Annotated in this window: 20 protein-coding genes and 1 pseudogene; 8 read left to right on the top strand and 13 right to left on the bottom strand. The window is 62.6% G+C overall.

Features of this window, described 5'->3' with window-relative positions; all coding sequences use genetic code 11:
• Window positions 1–11: 11 nt before the first annotated feature.
• Window positions 12–1,871, bottom strand: a complete 1,860-nt coding sequence (locus tag ASE60_RS26845; RefSeq protein WP_057254641.1) for a M3 family oligoendopeptidase — start codon at window positions 1,869–1,871, stop codon at window positions 12–14.
• A 189-nt stretch (window positions 1,872–2,060) separates the two neighbouring features.
• On the opposite strand from ASE60_RS26845, the gene ASE60_RS26850 reads away from it, so the two are divergent.
• Window positions 2,061–3,605: a sigma-54 dependent transcriptional regulator gene (locus ASE60_RS26850; protein WP_057254642.1), complete on the top strand. Its 1,545-nt coding sequence runs from the start codon at window positions 2,061–2,063 to the stop codon at window positions 3,603–3,605.
• A gap of 180 nt (window positions 3,606–3,785) precedes the next feature.
• Window positions 3,786–5,645 (top strand): DUF882 domain-containing protein, encoded by a 1,860-nt coding sequence (locus ASE60_RS26855; protein ID WP_057254643.1) that lies wholly within the window; start codon window positions 3,786–3,788, stop codon window positions 5,643–5,645.
• 160 nt (window positions 5,646–5,805) lie between these two features.
• On the opposite strand, the gene ASE60_RS26860 is transcribed toward ASE60_RS26855, so the two are convergent.
• The 3 genes from ASE60_RS26860 to ASE60_RS26870 form a co-directional block, all read right to left on the bottom strand.
• Window positions 5,806–6,069, bottom strand: coding sequence for a DUF2312 domain-containing protein (locus tag ASE60_RS26860; protein WP_057254644.1), 264 nt, complete (start codon window positions 6,067–6,069; stop codon window positions 5,806–5,808).
• A 126-nt stretch (window positions 6,070–6,195) separates the two neighbouring features.
• Window positions 6,196–6,501 carry a DUF1244 domain-containing protein gene (locus tag ASE60_RS26865; protein ID WP_057254645.1) on the bottom strand — a complete coding sequence of 102 codons (306 nt, stop codon included), beginning with the start codon at window positions 6,499–6,501 and terminating at the stop codon, window positions 6,196–6,198.
• Window positions 6,502–6,546: 45 nt separating this feature from the next.
• The gene (locus tag ASE60_RS26870) at window positions 6,547–7,335 is read right to left on the bottom strand and encodes an N-formylglutamate amidohydrolase (RefSeq protein WP_057254646.1); all 789 of its coding nucleotides are present in this window, start codon (window positions 7,333–7,335) and stop codon (window positions 6,547–6,549) included.
• Between the two features lie 289 nt (window positions 7,336–7,624).
• On the opposite strand from ASE60_RS26870, the pseudogene ASE60_RS26875 reads away from it, so the two are divergent.
• Window positions 7,625–8,005, top strand: a pseudogene (locus tag ASE60_RS26875) (DUF1036 domain-containing protein); the annotation flags it as partial.
• Window positions 8,005–9,444, top strand: a complete 1,440-nt coding sequence (gene pyk / locus ASE60_RS26880) for a pyruvate kinase (protein WP_057254648.1) — start codon at window positions 8,005–8,007, stop codon at window positions 9,442–9,444. The pseudogene ASE60_RS26875 and the gene pyk, both read left to right, overlap by 1 nt.
• A gap of 27 nt (window positions 9,445–9,471) precedes the next feature.
• Here pyk and ASE60_RS26885 read toward each other — a convergent pair whose 3' ends face one another.
• The 7 genes from ASE60_RS26885 to ASE60_RS26910 all read right to left on the bottom strand — a co-directional run bounded on the left by ASE60_RS26885 (window position 9,472) and on the right by ASE60_RS26910 (window position 13,822).
• A complete protein-coding gene (locus tag ASE60_RS26885; RefSeq protein WP_082616139.1) occupies window positions 9,472–10,488 on the bottom strand; it encodes an alpha/beta hydrolase in 1,017 nt (338 codons plus the stop codon).
• A gap of 34 nt (window positions 10,489–10,522) precedes the next feature.
• Entirely contained in the window at window positions 10,523–10,687 is a 165-nt protein-coding gene (locus tag ASE60_RS34910) for a hypothetical protein (protein ID WP_156414730.1), read from the bottom strand.
• Window positions 10,688–11,060: 373 nt separating this feature from the next.
• Window positions 11,061–11,675 carry a hypothetical protein gene (locus ASE60_RS26890; RefSeq protein ID WP_057254649.1) on the bottom strand — a complete coding sequence of 205 codons (615 nt, stop codon included), beginning with the start codon at window positions 11,673–11,675 and terminating at the stop codon, window positions 11,061–11,063.
• 74 nt (window positions 11,676–11,749) lie between these two features.
• A complete protein-coding gene (ykgO, locus tag ASE60_RS26895) occupies window positions 11,750–11,875 on the bottom strand; it encodes a type B 50S ribosomal protein L36 (RefSeq protein ID WP_034806120.1) in 126 nt (41 codons plus the stop codon).
• A gap of 172 nt (window positions 11,876–12,047) precedes the next feature.
• Entirely contained in the window at window positions 12,048–13,103 is a 1,056-nt protein-coding gene (locus ASE60_RS26900; RefSeq protein WP_057254650.1) for a 5-(carboxyamino)imidazole ribonucleotide synthase, read from the bottom strand.
• Window positions 13,100–13,564: a 5-(carboxyamino)imidazole ribonucleotide mutase gene (gene purE, locus ASE60_RS26905; protein WP_057254831.1), complete on the bottom strand. Its 465-nt coding sequence runs from the start codon at window positions 13,562–13,564 to the stop codon at window positions 13,100–13,102. The genes ASE60_RS26900 and purE overlap by 4 nt, the downstream gene beginning before the upstream one ends.
• Window positions 13,565–13,618: 54 nt before the next feature.
• A complete protein-coding gene (locus ASE60_RS26910) occupies window positions 13,619–13,822 on the bottom strand; it encodes a DUF465 domain-containing protein (RefSeq protein ID WP_057254651.1) in 204 nt (67 codons plus the stop codon).
• A gap of 214 nt (window positions 13,823–14,036) precedes the next feature.
• Here ASE60_RS26910 and ASE60_RS34170 point away from each other — a divergent pair, with 214 nt between their 5' ends.
• Complete coding sequence (locus ASE60_RS34170; protein WP_082616141.1) at window positions 14,037–14,210, top strand: DUF465 domain-containing protein; 174 nt, start codon at window positions 14,037–14,039, stop codon at window positions 14,208–14,210.
• Between the two features lie 162 nt (window positions 14,211–14,372).
• On the opposite strand, the gene ASE60_RS26915 is transcribed toward ASE60_RS34170, so the two are convergent.
• Together ASE60_RS26915 and ASE60_RS26920 are read right to left on the bottom strand one after the other, a co-directional pair.
• Window positions 14,373–14,633: a metalloregulator ArsR/SmtB family transcription factor gene (locus ASE60_RS26915; protein ID WP_057254652.1), complete on the bottom strand. Its 261-nt coding sequence runs from the start codon at window positions 14,631–14,633 to the stop codon at window positions 14,373–14,375.
• 101 nt (window positions 14,634–14,734) lie between these two features.
• Window positions 14,735–15,514, bottom strand: a complete 780-nt coding sequence (locus tag ASE60_RS26920) for a sulfite exporter TauE/SafE family protein (RefSeq protein ID WP_057254653.1) — start codon at window positions 15,512–15,514, stop codon at window positions 14,735–14,737.
• A gap of 107 nt (window positions 15,515–15,621) precedes the next feature.
• On the opposite strand from ASE60_RS26920, the gene ASE60_RS26925 reads away from it, so the two are divergent.
• From ASE60_RS26925 to ASE60_RS26935, 3 genes are all read left to right on the top strand, one after another.
• Window positions 15,622–16,269 carry a thiamine phosphate synthase gene (locus ASE60_RS26925; RefSeq protein WP_057254654.1) on the top strand — a complete coding sequence of 216 codons (648 nt, stop codon included), beginning with the start codon at window positions 15,622–15,624 and terminating at the stop codon, window positions 16,267–16,269.
• 78 nt (window positions 16,270–16,347) lie between these two features.
• A complete protein-coding gene (locus tag ASE60_RS26930; RefSeq protein WP_244495719.1) occupies window positions 16,348–17,427 on the top strand; it encodes a tetratricopeptide repeat protein in 1,080 nt (359 codons plus the stop codon).
• A gap of 317 nt (window positions 17,428–17,744) precedes the next feature.
• The gene (locus ASE60_RS26935; RefSeq protein WP_057254656.1) at window positions 17,745–18,545 is read left to right on the top strand and encodes an inositol monophosphatase family protein; all 801 of its coding nucleotides are present in this window, start codon (window positions 17,745–17,747) and stop codon (window positions 18,543–18,545) included.
• Window positions 18,546–18,792 lie beyond the last annotated feature (247 nt).

The following is an 18,792-nucleotide window of genomic DNA, read 5'->3' on the forward strand; positions in this document are numbered from 1 at the left end:
CTGTGCCCGGATCAGGCCTTATCAAGCGCCTCGAGTTCGTCGATGAGCCCTTCGATCATCGACAGTCCCTGTGCCCAGAACGACGGATCGGTGGCATCGAGGCCAAAGGGCGCGAGCAACTCGGAATGGTGCTTGGTGCCGCCGGCCTTCAACAGTTCGAAGTACTTCTCCTGGAAGCCTTTTTCGGCGTTCTGGTAGACGGCGTAGAGCGAGTTCACCAGGCAGTCGCCGAAGGCATAGGCGTAGACGTAGAAAGGCGAGTGGACGAAGTGGGGGATATAGGCCCAATAGGTCTCGTAGCCTTCGGAGATTCGGATCGCCGGCCCGAGGCTCTCGTTCTGCACCGACAGCCACAGCTTGCCGATGTCGTCAGCCGTCAGTTCGCCTTCCTTGCGGGCAGTGTGGACCTTGCGCTCGAACTCGTAGAAGGCGATCTGGCGCACGACCGTGTTGATCATGTCCTCGACCTTCTGGGAAAGCATGGCCTTGCGCTCGCGCTTGTCCTTCGTCCGGTCGAGCAGCGCGCGGAAGGTCAGCATCTCGCCGAACACGGACGCGGTTTCAGCCAGGGTCAGCGGAGTAGACGCCATCAGCGCGCCCTGTCCCCCGGCCAGCACCTGGTGCACGCCGTGGCCGAGTTCGTGTGCAAGCGTCATGACGTCGCGCGGCTTGCCCATGTAATTGACGAGCACGTAGGGGTGCGCGGATGGTACCGTCGGATGGGCGAAGGCGCCGGGTGCCTTGCCCGGCCGCACCGGCGCGTCGATCCAGCTCTCGTCGAAGAAGCGGCGGGCGATCGCGGCCATTTCCGGATCGAAGGCATTGTAGGCGGAGAGAACCGTGTCCTTGGCTTCGTTCCAGGAAATCAGCGCGTTCGGCGTTTCCGGCAACGGCGCATTGCGATCCCAGAAATCCATCTCCTGCATGCCGAGCCATTTTGCCTTCATCGTGTAGTAGCGATGCGACAGGCGCGGATAGGCGGATTTGACGGCTTCGGCCAGCGCATCGACAACTTCGCGCTCGACGCGGTTCGCCAGATGGCGGCTGTCGGCGATGTCCTGAAAACCGCGCCAGCGGTCGGAGATTTCCTTGTCCTTGGCCAACGTGTTGGTGATCAGCGTGAAGGTGCGGATATTGGCCTTGAAGGTTTCGGCAAGCGCCATCGCCGCCTTCTTGCGGACCTCTGTCGCCGGATCCTGCAACAGGTTCAGGGCGACTTCCAGCGGCAGGGCTTCGCCATCGACGCTGAAGGTGAGGCTCGTCATCGTCTCGTCGAACAGCCGGTTGAAGGCGGCAGCACCCGTCATCGATTTTTCCAGGAAAAGCTGCTCCAGCTTGTCGTCGAGCTGATAGGGCTTGTCCATGCGCAGGTCGGTCAGCCAGGGCCTGTAGTGCGCGGCAAGCGCATCGTTTTCCAGCGCCTTGTCGAGGATCGCGTCATCGATCCGATTGAGCTCCAGCGAGAAGAACAGCAAATGCGCCGACATGTCGGTGAGCTTCGACTGTACGTCGCCATAAAGCTTGCCGTTCTCGGGCTTGGACGTGTCCGAGAAATAGGTGAGGCCGGCAAAGGAAGCGATGCGGCCCATGACATCTTCGAGCGCTTCGAACTCCCGGACGGCGGCGCCGATGCCGTCGTCACCACGCTTCGTCGCGGCCTCGGCCAGCTTGCCCTTCCACTTGGTTTCGAAGGCGGTCGCTTCGGTCTCGGCCTTTTTCAGGTCGTTGCGAAAGGCATCCGATGCGGCCGACGGATAGAGATCTTCGAGCCGCCAGGAGGGCAGGTCGCCGAGATCCGCGGTAGCGCCATGGGATTGCCCGGCGGCGGCGCGGACAGCGGATTGCTCGGGAGCGAAGGGGCGGAAGGTCATCGTCGGATTTCTCTCGTTCGTGACAGGAAGAGGGCAAGCGATATGGGTTCCATTGCTATCGCCGGCAATGGATAAAATGCAAGCATTTCTCAAAACATGATGTTCAGCCCTTTATGGCACAGATGCCTGACGTCATTTGGCACATGAGGTTGGCCAAATAGTACTGCGTGTCCAAAGCAGGAGGCTTCCGTGACATCACATATTCTGGTCATTGATGACGATCCGGTGCAGCGCCGGTTGTTGACGAACATGATCGAGCGTCTCGGCCATGTAGCGCATCTCGCCGACAATGGCCGCAGCGGTCTGGAGCTCCTGGAGCGCAAGGGCGGCATGATCAACGTCATTCTGCTCGACCTGTTGATGCCGGAGATGAACGGGCACGGCTTCCTTGAAGCGCTGGCCGAGCGCGGCGTCGATATGCCTGTCATCGTACAGACCGGCCAGGGCGGCATCGAAACCGTGGTTCACGCGATGCAGGCGGGTGCCTTCGACTTCCTGGTGAAGCCCGTCTCTCCGGAGCGGCTGTCGGTCGCGATCAGCAATGCGCTGAAGATGGCGAGCCGCGACGGCAAGGTCAAAACCTCGCGCCGTCCGCGCGGCGGCGCCGTCGGCTTCGAGGACATCGTTTCGGCAAGCCCGGCGATGATCCGGGTGATCGACCTGGCGCGCCGTGCCGCCCAGTCCAATATTCCGATCGTGCTCGAAGGCGAGTCCGGCGTCGGCAAGGAAATGGTGGCCCGCGCCATCCAGTCGGCGAGCGACCGGGTCGGCAAGCCCTTCGTCACCGTCAATTGTGGCGCGATCCCGCATAACCTGGTCGAGAGCATTCTCTTCGGCCACGAAAAGGGCGCCTTTACCGGCGCGACGGAAAAACACACCGGCAAGTTCGTCGATGCCGACGGCGGCACCCTGTTCCTCGACGAGATCGGCGACCTGCCGCTCGAAGTCCAGGTGAAGCTGTTGCGTGCCGTGCAGCAGGGCGAGATCGAGACGATCGGCGCGCGCCATCCGCACCGGGTCAATGTGCGGCTGATCTCGGCCACCAACAAGGACCTGATCAACGAAGTGCGCGAGGGCCGGTTCCGCGAGGACCTCTATTACCGCCTCAACGTCTTCCCGATCACCATCCCGGCGCTGCGTCGGCGCAAGGAAGACATCCCGGTTCTGGTGCGTTCCTTCGTCGAGCGTTTTGCCGCCGAGCAGCGCCTGCACACACCGCTCGCCATTTCGAGCGGCGCCTTGGCGCTGCTGACTGCCTATGACTGGCCAGGCAACATCCGGCAGCTCGAAAACGCGATCTTCCGGGCTGTTGTGCTTGCCGAAGGCAACGAGCTGACGGTGAAGGATTTTCCGCAGATCGCCACCCAGATCCCGGGCTACGTCGTTTCCGACCGCTCCGGCTTCTCCTGGGGCGAAGCCGGTCCGGAACGGGAAAGCGGGCCGGCGGAACAGGTGCCGAATGTCTATCCGGACTTCGCGAGTGCGGCGAAATCGATGGAAGGCGATGCCGGGCACGACCCGCGGATGGACAACGCGATCGCCAGCGTCGACGAGGGTGGTGACGTCCGCAAACTCGCCGAAGTGGAAGAGGAACTGATTCGTTTTGCGCTCAAATTCTACCGCGGACAGATGAGCCAGGTGGCTCGCAAGCTCGGCATCGGCCGGTCTACTCTCTACCGCAAGCTGAAGGATTATGGCATCGATCCCGAGAACCCATTGAGGGAGGCGGCATAAAATCGACGCATTCACAATTCATTAGCCCTGCTATTCAGTCACCGCCGTTTAGACCTTGTTAGTGAAGTGTTCACTATATTATAAGGGGCGGTGACGACTGTGGCATATTTGCCATGCTGTCACCTTATTTGACAGTCATCTGAGACAGCGAAGCACGGTTGTCCGTCGGACGGGGATTGAATGCCAAATTTGTTCGGTTTTAAGAAGCCGCTCGGCTCCTTAGCGAGAGTCTGCGCGGCCTTTACCCGTAAGGTGCCGCAGGTTCTTACATCCGTTGCTATTGCGGCTTCCCTCGTGACTCCAGGTTTCGCGCCTCCCGTAGAGGCCGCGGGCCAGACCCGGACACTGAAACTCTATTTCATTCATACCCAGGAAAAGGCGCAGATCACCTTCAAGCGCAATGGCCGTTACGACACCAAGGGCCTTCAGGAGATCAACCGATTCCTTCGCGACTGGCGTCGCAACGAACCCACCAAGATGGACCCGCGCCTGCTCGACCTCGTCTGGGAAGTCTACCAGAAGAGCGGTTCGCGCGATTATATTCACGTCGTCTCGGCCTATCGTTCGCCGGCAACCAACGGCATGCTGCGTTCTCGCTCGAAGGGTGTCGCCAAGAAGAGCCAGCACATGCTCGGCAAGGCAATGGACTTCTACCTTCCCGACGTGAAGCTGAAGACGCTGCGCGAAATCGGCGTGAAGTTCCAGGTGGGTGGCGTCGGCTATTACCCGACCTCCGGCTCGCCTTTCGTTCACATGGATGTTGGCGGCGTTCGCGCCTGGCCGCGCATGAGCCGCGCCGAACTCGCTCGCCTCTTCCCTGATGGCAAGACCATGCATCTGCCGTCCGATGGCAAGCCGCTTCCGGGTTATGACCAGGCGGTCGCCGACTACAAACGTCGCGTCGGTGCCTCGGCGATCGAAGTCGCCGGTGGCGGTGCAACCGGTCCTGGCGATAGCGCAAGCGGCAAGCGTCGCGGCAACCTGTTCGCCATGCTCTTTGGCGGTGGCGGCGACGAGGATGAAGAACCCTCGGCGATCGCAGCCGGTCCTGGCGCTGACGATGAAGGCGGCGCTGCGCCGGCCAAGGTACAGACGGCTTCCGCTCCTGCTGCCCAGGAAGCGCTTCCAGGTGTCGCCGGCTCGGTTGCTGCCGAACCGACAGCTGCTGCCACTGCAACAGCCGAACAGAACATCAACGCGCCGGTCCCGGCTGTCCGTCCTGCCTTCAAGGATGCACCTGCCGATGGCGGCGTAGCCGTTGCGCTGGTGGCGCCGCAGAAGAACGCGGCCCAGGATGCGCTTGCTGCTGCCCTGCCGCAGACCTCGGAAATGCCGAGCGAATTCGCCGATCTCGGCTCGATGAAGGTGCCGGTGCCGCAGATGCTTGACCGTCGCGACATGAATACGCTTGTCGCTTCGGCCGATCCTTCCGCGGATGTGCAGGCGCTTGGTTTCGTTCCGGTTCCGGCCATGCGGCCCGCGGGTGATGCGGCCCTTGCCGCCGTTGCCGATGCGCAGGTCGTGGTTCCGTCCTTCGCGGAGCGCCCGGTCGTTGCGTCCGCAGAGCCGCCGCGTGACGTTGCCGCCGAGGCTGCGACCCGTGTGGCGCTTGCTGCTCCGACGCCGGCCCAGCGCGAGCCGGTATCGCAACAGCCGATCGAAATGGCGGCCTATGCGCCGCAGTCGAACACGAACGCCCGTGCGGCCGTCTTCGACAACGCCTTCGACACGCAGGCCGAAGCGCCGGCAAAGGGCGGTCGACCGAAGAAGAACGACGCCGACGCAGCGACCCGCTCGTCGGTCCGCACCGAGCCGAAGCTGACCCAGAAGATCATTTCCGAATGGGCGCTGACGACGGGTCGTGTGGCGACGCTCTCCAAGCCGGTCAAGGCGCCGCGCTTCGTCAGCAAGTCGCTCCGCACCGCACCGACCACGGTCTATGCCGCCGGCTTCTCGAACGGCGCTGGCACGGTGGACACGGCCCGCTTCAGCGGCAATGCGGTCAACTTCATGGAAGTGAAGAAGTTCAGCACGAACTGAGCTTCGGCCGAACAGCAGACACGAAAAAGCCCGCCGAACCGGCGGGCTTTTTGATTCTGTATCGTGCTTTCGAGTGCTGTCGTCTCTGGTCGGGTCGGGGGCAGCCTGCTCCCCATCGCTGTCCGGACGAGGCCGCCTGTCGGCGGCCCTGCAAGCCTGCTTATTCTTCGGCGGCTGCCGGCACCATGCCGAGCGCCTGGAGGTAGGTGTCGAGGATCGCTTCCTGTTCCATGCGCTCGTCGTGGTCCTGCTTGCGGATCGAGATGACCTTGCGCAGGATCTTGGTGTCGAAGCCCATGGACTTGGCTTCGCCGTAGACGTCCTTGATGTCGTCCGCGATGGTCTTCTTTTCTTCTTCCAGGCGTTCGATCCGCTCGATGAAAGCGCGAAGCTGATCGCGTGCGACGCCGTGAGCATCCGACATGGTCTTCTCCTTGATACGGGGAATTGAATTTCGTGGGTGCCGTGACGTGCCGAAAACGGCCGCCAAGGTCAAGGGTCAATGCGCAACAACGCGGTCAATTCCGTGGCAAGCGCCGCCGAAACGCCCTTATTCCTTCGGCCTGTTGATCTCGAAGGCTGCCTTCTGCTCGGCGGTCGCTTCCCTTTGATGGAGCTCGCGCCATTCCTCATAGGGCATGCCGTAGATGATCTCGCGCGATTCCTCCTTGGCGAGAGCAACGCCTGCCTCTTCGGCGGCTTCTCGGTACCAGTTGGAAAGACAATTGCGGCAGAAGCCGGCGAGGTTCATCAGGTCGATGTTCTGGACATCGGCGCGTTCGCGCAGATGGGTGACGAGACGGCGAAAGGCGGCTGCCTCGAATGCCGTCTGCTGCTCCGGGGTCAGTTCGGTCATGGACGTTGATCCTCTTCGGTTACTGCGTACTTCCGGACCCAAGCTCTAATAGGCGCCGGTGCGGGAGGCGTGGCGCTCGTAGCGATGCAATTCGGTCATGGCGTTGAGACCCGCAAGGATTGGCGCCAGCCGCTCGGCCCAGCCAGCAACGCCCGTCTCGTCGGCGATCAGGTCCTGGCGCACCTCGATCAGGGCGTGGGGAATACCCGGCATCATGCAGTGCCGGAACATGGTATCCCCGCGCAGCGCACCGTCATAGGGTTCGTTGTTGCCGACGACGATATCGCCCGACGCCTCGAGCTTCTCGATCAGCGGCAGGACGGCACGCGGATCGTTGTCCCAAAGCACGGCGGCGTGCCAGGGGCGGGCCACACCCTTCCAGGCCGGTGTGTAGGAGTGGATCGAAATGACCAGCGGTGCCGCGCCATGCGCCTCGGCGCTTCGGCCGATCGTCTCGGAAACGGCGCGATGATAGGGGCGGTGGAACCGGTTCAGCCGGTTCTCCCATTCCTCTGCGCTGATCGGGTGGTTGCCGGGCACGATCGCGCCGTCGGAGATCTTCATGACCAGCGTCGGGTCGTCCTCGCCGCGATTGGGATCGATCAGCAGGCGGGAGAAGCAACCGAGCACGGCCGGCGCATCGAGTATTCGCGAGAGCCGCCGCACCAACGCCTCGACACCGATGTCATAGGCGATATGCCGCTCGAATGCCGAGGCGGGCAGGCCGAGACTGCCGTATTCCGGCGGCAACCGGTTCATCGCGTGGTCGGCAAGCAAAACGAGCCCGGTTGCAGGCTTGGCTTCGATAATCTCATAGGGAGAATAGTGTTGCATGCCGGTCCAGTCTCTTGTCTAGCCTCGTCCTCGCTGATCGCACGCACGCGCGTCAATCGCAAGAAACGCGCAACTGTTTAGCGCAATTTGAACGCAATTTGCCGATTGTAATCGATTAGAGTTACGTTGACTTTCGGGGCTGGCCGTCGCAAGAAAGTGCCACGCAAATCAAAACGGAGTTCCATCGGAAACCGTGTCCAGAAATCCTTTTTCCAAAGCGAAGCCGGGGCTGACGACACTGGGAGGCATCCTCCTGTTTTTCCTGGCAACCTCAAGCTCATTTCTCTTTGCCGATGAAGCGCGCGCCGATTTTCGCGTCTGCAACGGCACACAAAATCTCGTCGGCGTGGCGATCGGTTACCGGGCCAAGGAAGGCTGGGTAACGGAGGGCTGGTGGCAGGTTCCGGCCACCACCTGCGCGACCCTGATCGAGGGCGAGCTTGAGTCACGATACTATTATCTCTACGCGGAAGATGCGGCCCGCGGCGGCCGCTGGACCGGTGACGTCAACATGTGCGTCGCCGAGAACGAGTTCAAGATCGCGGGCGTTCAGGACTGCTTCGCCCGCGGCTTCCAGCGCATGGGATTCAAGGAATACGACACGGGGCGGCAAGGGAGCTGGATGGTTCAGCTCTCCGAAACGCCCGGCACGCAGGAAAGCCAGAATTGATGAAGCGGAACAGAAAAGTCAAAATCCTCGCCACGCTCGGACCGGCGTCTTCCGATGAGCAGATGATCCAGAAGCTGCACGAGGCCGGGGCTGATCTGTTCCGTATCAACATGAGCCATGCGAGCCACGACGTGATGCGCACGCTGGTTCAGCGCATCCGCACGGTGGAAAGCCACTGTGGTCGGCCGATCGGCATTCTCGCCGATCTTCAGGGCCCGAAGCTGCGCGTCGGCAAGTTCGCAGAAGGCAAGGTGGATCTCAAGGTCGGCCAGACCTTCACGCTCGACAACAAGGACGTGCCCGGCGACAACACGCGCGTCTACCTGCCGCACCCGGAAATCCTCGAAGCGGTCAAGCCCGGCCATCGCCTGTTGATCGACGACGGCAAGCTGCATCTGCGCGCTGAGAAGACCGACGGCAAGAGCATCGTGGCCACGGTCGTCGCGGGAACGAAGATTTCGGACCGCAAGGGCGTCAGCCTGCCGGACACGCTGCTCGCGGTCGGTGTTCTGACCGACAAGGACCGCGCTGACCTCGACGCCGTTCTCGCCACCGGCGAGATCGACTGGGTGGCGCTCTCCTTCGTGCAGCGGCCGGAAGACCTGGCCGAAGTCCGCAAGATCGCCCGCGGCCGCGTCGGCCTGATGTCGAAGATCGAGAAGCCGCAGGCACTCGACCGCATTGATGAGATCATCGAGCTTTCGGACGCGCTGATGGTCGCGCGCGGCGACCTCGGCGTCGAAATGCCGCTGGAATCGGTGCCGGGCCTGCAGAAGCAGCTGACGCGCGCATGTCGCCGCGCTGGCAAGCCGGTGGTTGTTGCCACGCAGATGCTGGAATCGATGATCTCCGCACCCGTTCCGACGCGCGCCGAAGTTTCCGACGTTGCGACGGCCGTCTTCGAAGGCGCCGATGCCGTCATGCTGTCGGCAGAATCGGCCTCGGGCGAGTATCCGGTGGAGGCCGTGTCGACCATGGCGTCGATCGCCAGCAACGTCGAGCGCGACCCGCACTATTCCAGCATCATCTACGCGCAGCGCACGCCGCCGGAGGCAACCGGTGCCGACGCGATTTCGCTCGCTGCCCACCAGATCGCCGAGACGCTCCGTCTTGCCGCGATCGTCTGCTACACCTCGTCCGGCACCACCGGTCTTCGCGCCGCCCGCGAACGGCCACAGGTTCCGATCATCGCTCTCTCGCCGATCGTCCAGACGGCACGCCGTCTCTCGGTCGTCTGGGGCCTGCATTGCGTCGTCACCGAGGACGCGACGGACCTCGACGATATGGTCAACCGTGCCTGCCGCATCGTTGCGGCCGAAGGCTTCGGCAAGCCCGGCGAACGCGTCATCATCTCTGCCGGCGTGCCCTTGGGTACGCCTGGCGCCACCAACATGCTGCGCATCGCCTATATCGGTTCGGACGGCATGAGCGGCATCTGATGCAGCCTTGGCAAAGTGCGAAGCGGGTCAGACTTGGCCGATGGCTTCGGACGACATGATAAGGCGGGCTTCGGCCCGCCTTTTTATTTGCTCGAGATCCGTCGGCTGGCCCGCCATCTTTTCGAGCGCAGCCACGACCACGTCCGTGACCACATAGTCGGGCTTGTGGCCGAGATTGCCGATCCACAGCAGTTCCGCGCCGGGGATATCGCGCGCCAGCCCGCGGGAATGGATGTCGGCCAGCACGATGCCGTCGCTATCGCCGGTGATGATCACGGTCTGTGCCGTGATCTCGCGGTAGCGGGGTGCCGTCGCGGTCAGATAGGCATGGAGATTGGCTATGTCGCGCGCATTGTTGCGGAAGGTCGCCGGACGCAGCACCAGATGCGGGCCGGTCTTGTCGATGTAGTCGTCGGGCCGCGGATTGGGTGAAAAAATCGAGTGTGTGCCGCCTTCGATGCGGCGCTGCCCCAGGGGCGTCACCAGCGTATGGGCGAAGAGCCAGCCGACGAGGGGGAGCGCCGTGAGGCGATAGTACCATTCGATGCCGCCTGGCCAGGGGTGCGTCGCGGGCGCCAGCAGGATGAGGCCGGCCGTCTTTTCCGGGTGATGCAGGGCGAAGCTCGCAGCGATGGCGCCGCCGAAGGAATGGCCGACGATGACCGCGCGACGGATGCCGCGCTTTTCCATCAGCTTTGCGATCGCCGTCGCCTGGCCGTCCGGAAGGTCGTTTTCCGCTCCGCCCCGCTCGGAGTAGCCGTGACCCGGACGATCGACGAACAGCATCTCGGCGCGGCCATCAAGGGCTGGGGCGAAGGCATGCAACTGATCGAGCAGATTGCCACTGGCACCATGGATGAAGATGACGGGCAGGAGATCGGCCTGCTCGCCTGCCGGCAGGTGCACGCTGTTCATGCGATAACCGCCGATGTCGATCAGTTCGCCGGCATTCGGAAACCGCCGGGTGAAGGCTCGCGCGTGCCAGAGGCTGTAGGCAATGCCGACGAGCGCTAGTCCAATGAGCAGGAATGTGGCTGGTACCATTGTCTCAATCTGTCTTCCGGCGTCCGTAGGCCCGTCAAGGCGTCTGCGTTGGAGAGGCTTCAGGGGCAGGGGAGCCCATCGACTGCCATCGTGGCCAGATGGCGTCAACGGCGCGCTGGCGGGCAAGCACGAACTCAGGCAGCGCGGTATCCCGGTCGCCCTTGTTGTAGCGGGTGTCCGTGCTGTCGACAACGAGCACCGGAGGGGCGCCGAACTGATCGGCGGTGATGTCGACGATGTAATCGCCGCATTCGACCCAGGCATGGCTTTGCTAGCGTTCCCCGCAGAAGAAGCCGTAGGGGCCGATGTCAGGCCCGGAAGGCGCACTCCGCGGCGCTCCAGAGGCCCAATGGGCATCGAGGCCTTGGGCAATCAAGACACGTGCCAGGAACAGGCTCGAGCGGCCGCAGGTCCATTGTGAAGCGATCGCGGGGAGATCGCCACCCCAAGCCCGGTGCCATTCCAGCCAGATCGGCTCAATGAAACGCCGAGCGGCTGTCGCTACTTCGAGAAGAGTGCTTTCATTGGTGCAGAGGGGCATTGAAGGCTAGGGTCGAGTGTGTCGCGTTCAGTCAGGTCTTGCTGCCGGCGAGCTTCTCGGCGAGCTCGCCCAGCTGCTCCTGCGCCTTGCGATCGGCGGGATAGATGTCCAGGAACTGCTCCCATGCCCGCATGGCGAGCTCGTCCTTGCCGGAGGCGCCGAGGATCGCTGCCATGCCGGCAAGCGCGCCGAAATGACGAGGCTCGATCGTCAGCACGCGGTTGATGTCCGACATCGATTTCCGATAGTTGCCCATCGTGTAATGCAGGGTCGCGCGACGGTTCCAGCCTTCGACATAGTTGGGCGCAAGCGTGATCACCTGATCGAGGATGTCGAGCGCCGCCGCCTGCTTGTTGTCGGTGATGGCCTTGTCGGCCCACTGCATCAGGAGATTGACGGTGGCGCTGCCGGAATCCTGCCATTCCACACGGATCTGGTTGGCGAGTTCACGCGCCTTGTCGGCATCGCGTTCCTTCTTGAGGTCCGCGAACAGGCCGTCCAGTCGTTGCTTGGGTGTGGTGAGGCTGGCCGATTCCGTTTGGGTCGATGCTTCCGCCGCGAAGGAGAAACTGCCAGCTCCGATGGAGGTGGCGAGCAGGGCGGAACACGCCAGAATCAGGGGTACAAAAACTCGCATGGCGAGCATGTTAGCCCGCCATGGATCAACTTCATAATCAATTTTGGGACATCGCCGAAGCGATGTCTGCCACCCGGCTTAGATCAGCCCTGACGAGCCTTGAAGCGCGGGTTCGACTTGTTGATGATGTAGATGCGGCCCTTGCGACGAACCAGACGGTTTTCGCGGTGACGGGTCTTCAGCGACTTGAGCGAATTCTTGATCTTCATTTTCCTGATCCGCAGGTTTCGGGGAACGAAAATTCGCCCGGTATCTTCTAACAATCAAAAGCGCGCCGTTCAGCGCGCTCCTTTAAGGTGGGATGGCACATACCGTGTCCCCCCTAAGGTGTCAACCACAAGACGCCCCATTTTGGCGTCTTGCCCCGCATTTCTGCGGTCTTCAGCCGCGGACGAGCCGTGTGACGTGGCCCATTTTGCGGCCGGCGCGCGCTTCGGTCTTGCCATAGAGGTGCACCAGAACATCGTCCTTGGCAAGCCATGCCGGGACATCGTTGAGGTCGTCGCCGATCAGGTTCTGCATGACGCAGTCAGAATGGCGGCGGGGATTGCCGAGCGGCAATCCCGAGACGGCACGAATATGCTGCTCGAACTGCGAGACGACGCAGGCCGCCTCCGTCCAATGGCCGGAGTTGTGCACGCGCGGCGCCATCTCGTTGGCGATCAGGCTGCCGTCGGCAAGTACGAAGAATTCGACGCCGATGACGCCGACATAACCAAGTGCATCGAGGATCGCCTTGGCGGCCTTGCGGGCCGCGTCCGCCGTGCCGTCGCCGACTGCTGCCGGTACCGTCGAGGTGTGGAGGATGCCGTTGCGATGCACGTTCTCGGCCGGATCGAAGCAGGCGACCGTGCCATCGGTGGAGCGGGCGGCGATGATCGAGATCTCCCGTTCGAAGGGTACGAAGCTCTCCAGGATCAGGGGCACGCCGCCCAGCTCCGCGAAGGCGCCGGCAGGACTGTCGGCTGCGGAGCGGAACACGCGCTGTCCCTTGCCGTCATAGCCAAGGCGACGGGTCTTGAGCACGCCCGATCCGCCGAAATCGGCGAGTGCTGCTTCGAGATCGGCCTGGCTGTCGACGGCGTGAAAACGCGCCGTCGCAATGCCGCAGTCATTGATGAAGCGTTTTTCGACGAGGCGGTCCTGCGCGACTTCCAGCGCCTTCGGCGGCGGGAAGACAGGTCGTTTCGCGGCGAGCCGTTCGGCGGCCGCGACCGGCACATTCTCGAATTCGTAGGTGATGATGTCGCTCACGGTCGCGAGCTGGCTGAGCGCGGCTTCGTCGTCATAGGCAGCAATGATCTGCTCATTCGCCACCTGTGCCGCCGGACAGTCGACCTGCGGCTCGAGGATCACGGTGCGGAAGTTCAATCGGGCAGCTGCCATCGCCAGCATGCGGCCGAGCTGGCCGCCGCCGATAATGCCGATGGTGGTCATGCCTGGTCCACCGGGTATTCGGCGACCGAAATCGTCTGCTGTTCGCGCCAGTCGTCGAGCCTGTCGGCGAGATCGTCGTCGCTGAGCGCGAGCACGGCTGCAGCAAGCAACGCGGCATTGACGGCGCCGGCGCGGCCGATCGCCAGCGTCCCGACGGGGATGCCGGCGGGCATCTGCACGATCGAGAGCAGGCTGTCCTGGCCGGAAAGCGCCTTCGACTGCACCGGCACGCCGAAGACCGGCAGCGGCGTCATTGAGGCGCACATGCCCGGCAGATGGGCAGCGCCGCCGGCGCCGGCGATGATCACCTTGAAGCCCTCGTCGCGAGCGCCCTTGGCGAAATTGACCAGCCGATCGGGCGTGCGATGGGCGGAAACGATGCGAGCCTCATAGGCAATGTCGAGCGCGTCGAGCGTGTCGGCGGCGTTCTTCATCGTCTCCCAGTCCGACTGGCTTCCCATGATGATGGCGACGGGTGGGGTCGTGGTGTCGATCACGTCTGTCCTGTTCCGCGTTCAGGCGATGATGTCGGGGATGATCTGGTCTTCGATCTTGCTGATCTTGTCCTTGATCGCCAGCTTCTTCTTCTTCATGCGCTGGATTCTCAGCGCGTCGCAGCCGGTCTCGATCATAGCGTTGATGGCAGCGTCGTAGTCTTCATGTTCCTGCCTCAGCCGCGCGGCGGTCAGTCTGAGTTCGGCCTGGTCCTGGTCCGGCATGCAAAGCGATCCCCATCAGCCCGGTTGCGAAGTCCTCCTCGAACCGGAATTCCATGCGTCGCTCTATCACATCTTGGGCGGTAACGGGAAGTTATCCGACGTCATCATTTCGCCTTCGACAAATGAAAAATGGCATGGCACAGTAGTAAGGTTACAAACCATGGAACATCCGGCATTCGCATGCCGGATGCAAGCAAAAGGAAGGGACTGCCAAATGACTGTTGAGGCTCATCTTGCAACGCTTGAGAAAAAACATGGCGTCCTGGAGCAGGAGCTCCATGCGGCATTGAATCAGCCGTCGGTGGAAGACGAACTGATCAACGACATCAAGCGGAGGAAGCTGCGCATCAAGGACGAAATCGAAAGGCTTCGTTCCTCGACTCACTGATTATCAACGGTATTTCCCAGGACTATCGGGAGGCGCCATCTCCCCTCTGAGTAGGCGCAACAAGGTTTAGAACCAATCCCCCCACAGTGGAATATACGGAATTTTGGACCGGGCTTGACGCCCGGTCTGTTTCTTTCGGGCGCAGCGTTCGCGCCGCCGGGCTCAGGACCAGAACTGGTCGAGCCACAGATTGAGACGGTCGAAACCCGGCCGGTTGATCGCATAGATCCGCCGGGTGCCGCTCGCCGAAACCGAGACCAGATTGCAATCCAGCAAGGCCTTCAGGTGCTGCGATACGGCCGGGCGGCTGATCGGCAGGCCCTCCGCCAGTTCGTTCACGGTTCTCGGCGCGCGCCGCAGTTCCTCCAGCAGGTGGCGCCGGTTCGGGTCCGCAATGGCATCGAAAGGGTCCGCGATCGTCATGCGCGGACGTTAGGCGAAATTTTGCGAAGCAGCAAGAAATTTGTGCGATGCGAAATGCTAATTTTGCTTTGCAATATTTCCGTAATACTTGGGTCCGCGGCTCACCCGCCTGCGACCAGGCTGTTGATACCGTCCCAAAGCAGTTTCGAGCCCGCGATGAAGGCCATGGTATACATGAAGGGGTAGAAGATCTGCGGCTTCATGCGGCGAACGATCCAGGCGCCGCACATGGTTGCGACAATGGCGAGCGGAAATAGCGTCGCCGAGATTTTCAGGTTGCTCAGATCCAGTTGCCCGAGCGCGAAATAGGGGATGAGCTTCACCGCATTCAGGATCGCGAAGAAGCGCACGATGGTGCCGGTGTATTCGCGCGGGTCGAGCTGCAGCGGCAGCGCGTAGATCTGGAAAGGCGGGCCCCCGGCATGGGCGACGAAGCTGCCATAACCGGCAAAGGAACCCCAGAGTGCTGCGGGACCGGCCCGCTGCTTCTTCGGCGCGATGGTGATGCCAAGGCGCGTGCGCCAGACATTGTAGACGTATCGCAGCACGAAGAGCACGGTGATCAGGCCGATGATCAGGCGAAGGAGGTCCCGCGAGACGTAGGCCGAGGTCGCCCAGCCGATGAAGATGCCGGCGATGGCGCCGGGCAACAGCATGAAGAGGGTGGTGCGATCGCCGTGCTTGCGCCACATCCAAAGCGAGACGAGATCCATCGCGATCAGGATCGGGAGGAGGAGGGCGGCCGCCTGGACGGGTGACACCGCCATCGACAGGATCGGAACGCCCATCAGCGAAAGCGCTTCCCCCATGCCACCCTTGCTGAGGCCAACGAGCAGAACTGCCGGAATGGCGATAAGATAGAAGTCGAGATCAGGAAGCATGGGGGGCGGTTGATCCTTTTGCAGTCTCCGTCTATCGGTTTTCCCAAATGAAATCGAGCGCTGGTTTCGCCATCCTGGCGGATGCAGCCGGAAATGGATGTCTTGATATGACAACAGAACGTTGCCGCCTGGTGCTGATCGCGCCCGACATGCCCGATGCGGCGGAACGCGCAAACGTGCTCGCCGATGCCCTGAAGGGCGGCGACGTCGCCTCGGTGATCGTGCCGCAATACGCACTTGATGACTCCGAGTTCCAGAAGCACGCCGAGCGTCTGGTGCCGGTGATCCAGGAGGCCGGCGCCGCCGCGCTCATCGAGGGTGACTCCCGCGTGGCCGGACGTGCCAAGGCCGACGGCCTGCACGTTGCCGGCAATGCGGAAGTGCTGGGCGAGGCGGTCGAGAAGCACACGCCGAAGCTGATCGTCGGCGGGGGCAATGCGGCCGACCGTCACCACGCGCTGGAGATCGGCGAAGTGCGCCCGGACTACGTGTTCTTCGGCAAGACCGATGGCGACATCAAGCCGGAGGCGCATCCGAAGAACCTGGCGCTGGCCGAATGGTGGGCGTCGATGATCGAGATTCCCTGCATCGTCATGGGCGGCACGGACCCGCAATCGGCGCTGGCGGTGGCGGAGACCGGTGCTGAGTTCGTGGCGCTTCGCCTTGCCGTCTTCGGCGAACCCGGCCAGGCGCCTTCCGTCGTTGCTGCGGTCAACGCACTTCTCGACGAAAAAGCGCCACGGTTTGAAGATTAAGACGTTTCGATGTTGAGCCGTCTGCCTTCCAGATTGAGTCGAGGTCTTTCCCTTGTTGCCATGGCCGTCGCCCTGGCAATGCCTGCGCATGCGCAGGAGCAGAAGAGTGGCGAGGACGCCGGCGTCGAAAAGCGCGGCCGCATCACGCCCTTCAACGGGGCGGCGATGCCGGAGGGCGCGACGCCGACCGACCAGAAAGACGACAAGTCCGCTGTCGGCCCCAATAAGAAGCCGGCCGACGGCTCTGTCCCATCGTCCGGCGTCACTGTTTTCGATCGCATGGGTGCCGAATTGCCGGCACTGCCAGCGGAAAAGCCCTTTACCGGCAAGGTCGACGATGCCTATGGCGCGTTCCAGCGCGGCTACTATCTGACCGCGATGGATCTGGCGCTGCCGCGCGCGCAGCTTGGCGACCCGGCGGCGCAGACCCTGATCGCCGAGATCCTTCAGCAGGGACTGGGCGTCGTGCGCAATCCCCAGCAGGCTGCCTTCTGGTACGGTCAGGCCGCGGAAAAAGGCGATCCGGCCGCGATGTTCAAATACGCGCTGATCCTGATGGAGGGCCGTTACGTCAAGCGCGACCGGAAGAAATCCGAAGAGCTGATGAAGAAGGCGGCCGATCTCGGCAATGGCTCGGCGCAATTCAACTACGGCCAGACGCTCGTCGCCGACAATCCCGGACCCAAGGGTTTGAAACTGGCGATGCCCTATTACGAAAAGTCGGCCGAACAGGGCATCGCGGATGCGCAATATGCGCTGTCGCAGATCCTGGTCAATGTCGATGGCATCGAGGAAAGCAAGCGGACGCGGGCGCGCGAATGGCTGATCCGCGCGGCGCGGGCGGGGTACGACACCGCTCAACTCGACATCGCGATCTGGATGATCGAGGGCATTGCCGGCGAGCGTAATCTCGAAGTGGGTTTCGGCTGGATGCGGCGGGCGGCCGAGGGCGGCAACGTGGTTGCACAGAACCGGCTTTCGCATCTCTACGTCAACGCCATCGGCACCCGGCCCAATCCGGTCGAGGCGGCGAAATGGTATGTGCTTTCGCGTCGCGCCGGTCTGAAAGACGACGCGCTCGAAGACTTCTATCTCGGTCTCAACGAAGAGCAGCAGAAGCAGGCACTCAGCGCCGCCAACAAATATCGCCGGAGCTGAACGGCGCCGCTCGCGGTCGAATCTTTGGCGGTCGTTCGGCGGAAATGCTATTTCGCTTGAACTTGCGGGCCATTTGTGGTTCTGAGGCCGCGGTTTTGCTCGTGGTGCCGCGACAGTTTGCGGCGACGGCGAGCGGAGTGATTATTCACTCGGTTTTTTGACGACGGAGCTCAATCTGCGGCTTGCCCTGCGTCCTTGGATCGGTTCCGATCAAGGGAATTTGCAATTAGGGCCGGCATTGCGGCCGTGTTCCGTCAAGCAGGTTCAACGTCCGATCGATTGCTTTCGATCGGCCTTCGTTTTCAAGGGATCGCCAGATGGCCCGTTCAGCACTTCTCAATGTCATGGTTCAGGCCGCCTTCAAGGCCGGCAAGTCGTTGGCCCGCGATTTCGGCGAAGTCCAGAACCTGCAGGTCTCGCTCAAGGGACCGGGCGACTATGTTTCGCAGGCCGACCGCAAGGCCGAAAAGCTCATCCGCGAGGAACTCCTCAAGGCCCGTCCGACCTACGGCTTCCTTGGCGAGGAAGGTGAAGAGATCGTCGGCACCGACGGCGCGCATCGCTGGATTGTCGACCCGCTCGATGGCACCACCAATTTCCTGCACGGTATCCCGCACTTCGCCGTTTCGATCGCACTCGAGCGCCAGGGCGAGATCGTCGGCGCCGTCATCTTCAACCCGGCGACCGATGAACTCTACACCGCCGAGCGTGGCGGTGGCGCCTTCCTCAACGACCGTCGCCTGCGTGTCGCCTCGCGCAAGCATCTTTCCGATGCCGTGATCGCCACCGGCACGCCGCATCTCGGCCGCGGCAACCACGGCAAGTACCTGATCGAACTGCGCCACGTGATGGGCGAAGTGGCCGGTATCCGCCGCATGGGTGCCGCCTCGCTTGACCTCGCCTATGTGGCCGCCGGCCGCTACGACGGTTACTGGGAACGCGACCTCGCCGCCTGGGACATCGCGGCTGGCGTGCTTCTCATCCGGGAAGCCGGCGGCTGGGCGCACGATATCAACGGCGGCGCCAAGCCGGTCGACGACGGTTCGGTCGTCTGCGGCAACGAATATATCGTCAAGGCGCTGAACGACGTCGTGCACCGCCCGGTGCCGACGAAGTAATCAGCGACCCTATTCCTATGCTCGGCCTCCGGCGCTCACCCGCCGGAGGCTTTGTTTTTCCGCTTGATCCGGAATGGGGCAACACGACAGTGCCACATGCCTGTGCCTATCTACGCGCGTCGCGGCCGTCGCCCCACTTTGGGAACGGCTGAATTTCGTCCTTGAATCGATTTCGGTTTCGGGAATTATGCAGTAGTCTCCGGGCCGGCGCCGCGCCGTTCCGACAAGTAAAAACCGGGAGATACTT

The organism is Ensifer sp. Root278 (assembly GCF_001429285.1).
Classification (GTDB): Bacteria; Pseudomonadota; Alphaproteobacteria; order Rhizobiales; family Rhizobiaceae; genus Ensifer.

Coding starts and splice junctions, on each gene's coding strand:
- ASE60_RS26855 (WP_057254643.1), top strand. CDS start 3,786: ATGCCAAATTTGTTCGGTTTTAAGAAGCCGCTCGGCTCCTTAGCGAGA.
- ASE60_RS26935 (WP_057254656.1), top strand. CDS start 17,745: ATGGCCCGTTCAGCACTTCTCAATGTCATGGTTCAGGCCGCCTTCAAG.
- ASE60_RS26865 (WP_057254645.1), bottom strand. CDS start 6,501: ATGACCGAACTGACCCCGGAGCAGCAGACGGCATTCGAGGCAGCCGCC.
- pyk (WP_057254648.1), top strand. CDS start 8,005: ATGAAGCGGAACAGAAAAGTCAAAATCCTCGCCACGCTCGGACCGGCG.
- ASE60_RS26870 (WP_057254646.1), bottom strand. CDS start 7,335: ATGCAACACTATTCTCCCTATGAGATTATCGAAGCCAAGCCTGCAACC.
- ASE60_RS26915 (WP_057254652.1), bottom strand. CDS start 14,633: ATGACGATCGCGGACCCTTTCGATGCCATTGCGGACCCGAACCGGCGC.
- ASE60_RS26910 (WP_057254651.1), bottom strand. CDS start 13,822: ATGCCGGACCAGGACCAGGCCGAACTCAGACTGACCGCCGCGCGGCTG.
- ASE60_RS34170 (WP_082616141.1), top strand. CDS start 14,037: ATGACTGTTGAGGCTCATCTTGCAACGCTTGAGAAAAAACATGGCGTC.
- purE (WP_057254831.1), bottom strand. CDS start 13,564: ATGGGAAGCCAGTCGGACTGGGAGACGATGAAGAACGCCGCCGACACG.
- ASE60_RS26845 (WP_057254641.1), bottom strand. CDS start 1,871: ATGACCTTCCGCCCCTTCGCTCCCGAGCAATCCGCTGTCCGCGCCGCC.
- ASE60_RS26925 (WP_057254654.1), top strand. CDS start 15,622: ATGACAACAGAACGTTGCCGCCTGGTGCTGATCGCGCCCGACATGCCC.
- ASE60_RS26885 (WP_082616139.1), bottom strand. CDS start 10,488: ATGGTACCAGCCACATTCCTGCTCATTGGACTAGCGCTCGTCGGCATT.
- ASE60_RS26930 (WP_244495719.1), top strand. CDS start 16,348: ATGCCTGCGCATGCGCAGGAGCAGAAGAGTGGCGAGGACGCCGGCGTC.
- ASE60_RS26890 (WP_057254649.1), bottom strand. CDS start 11,675: ATGCTCGCCATGCGAGTTTTTGTACCCCTGATTCTGGCGTGTTCCGCC.
- ASE60_RS26900 (WP_057254650.1), bottom strand. CDS start 13,103: ATGACCACCATCGGCATTATCGGCGGCGGCCAGCTCGGCCGCATGCTG.
- ykgO (WP_034806120.1), bottom strand. CDS start 11,875: ATGAAGATCAAGAATTCGCTCAAGTCGCTGAAGACCCGTCACCGCGAA.
- ASE60_RS26860 (WP_057254644.1), bottom strand. CDS start 6,069: ATGTCGGATGCTCACGGCGTCGCACGCGATCAGCTTCGCGCTTTCATC.
- ASE60_RS26920 (WP_057254653.1), bottom strand. CDS start 15,514: ATGCTTCCTGATCTCGACTTCTATCTTATCGCCATTCCGGCAGTTCTG.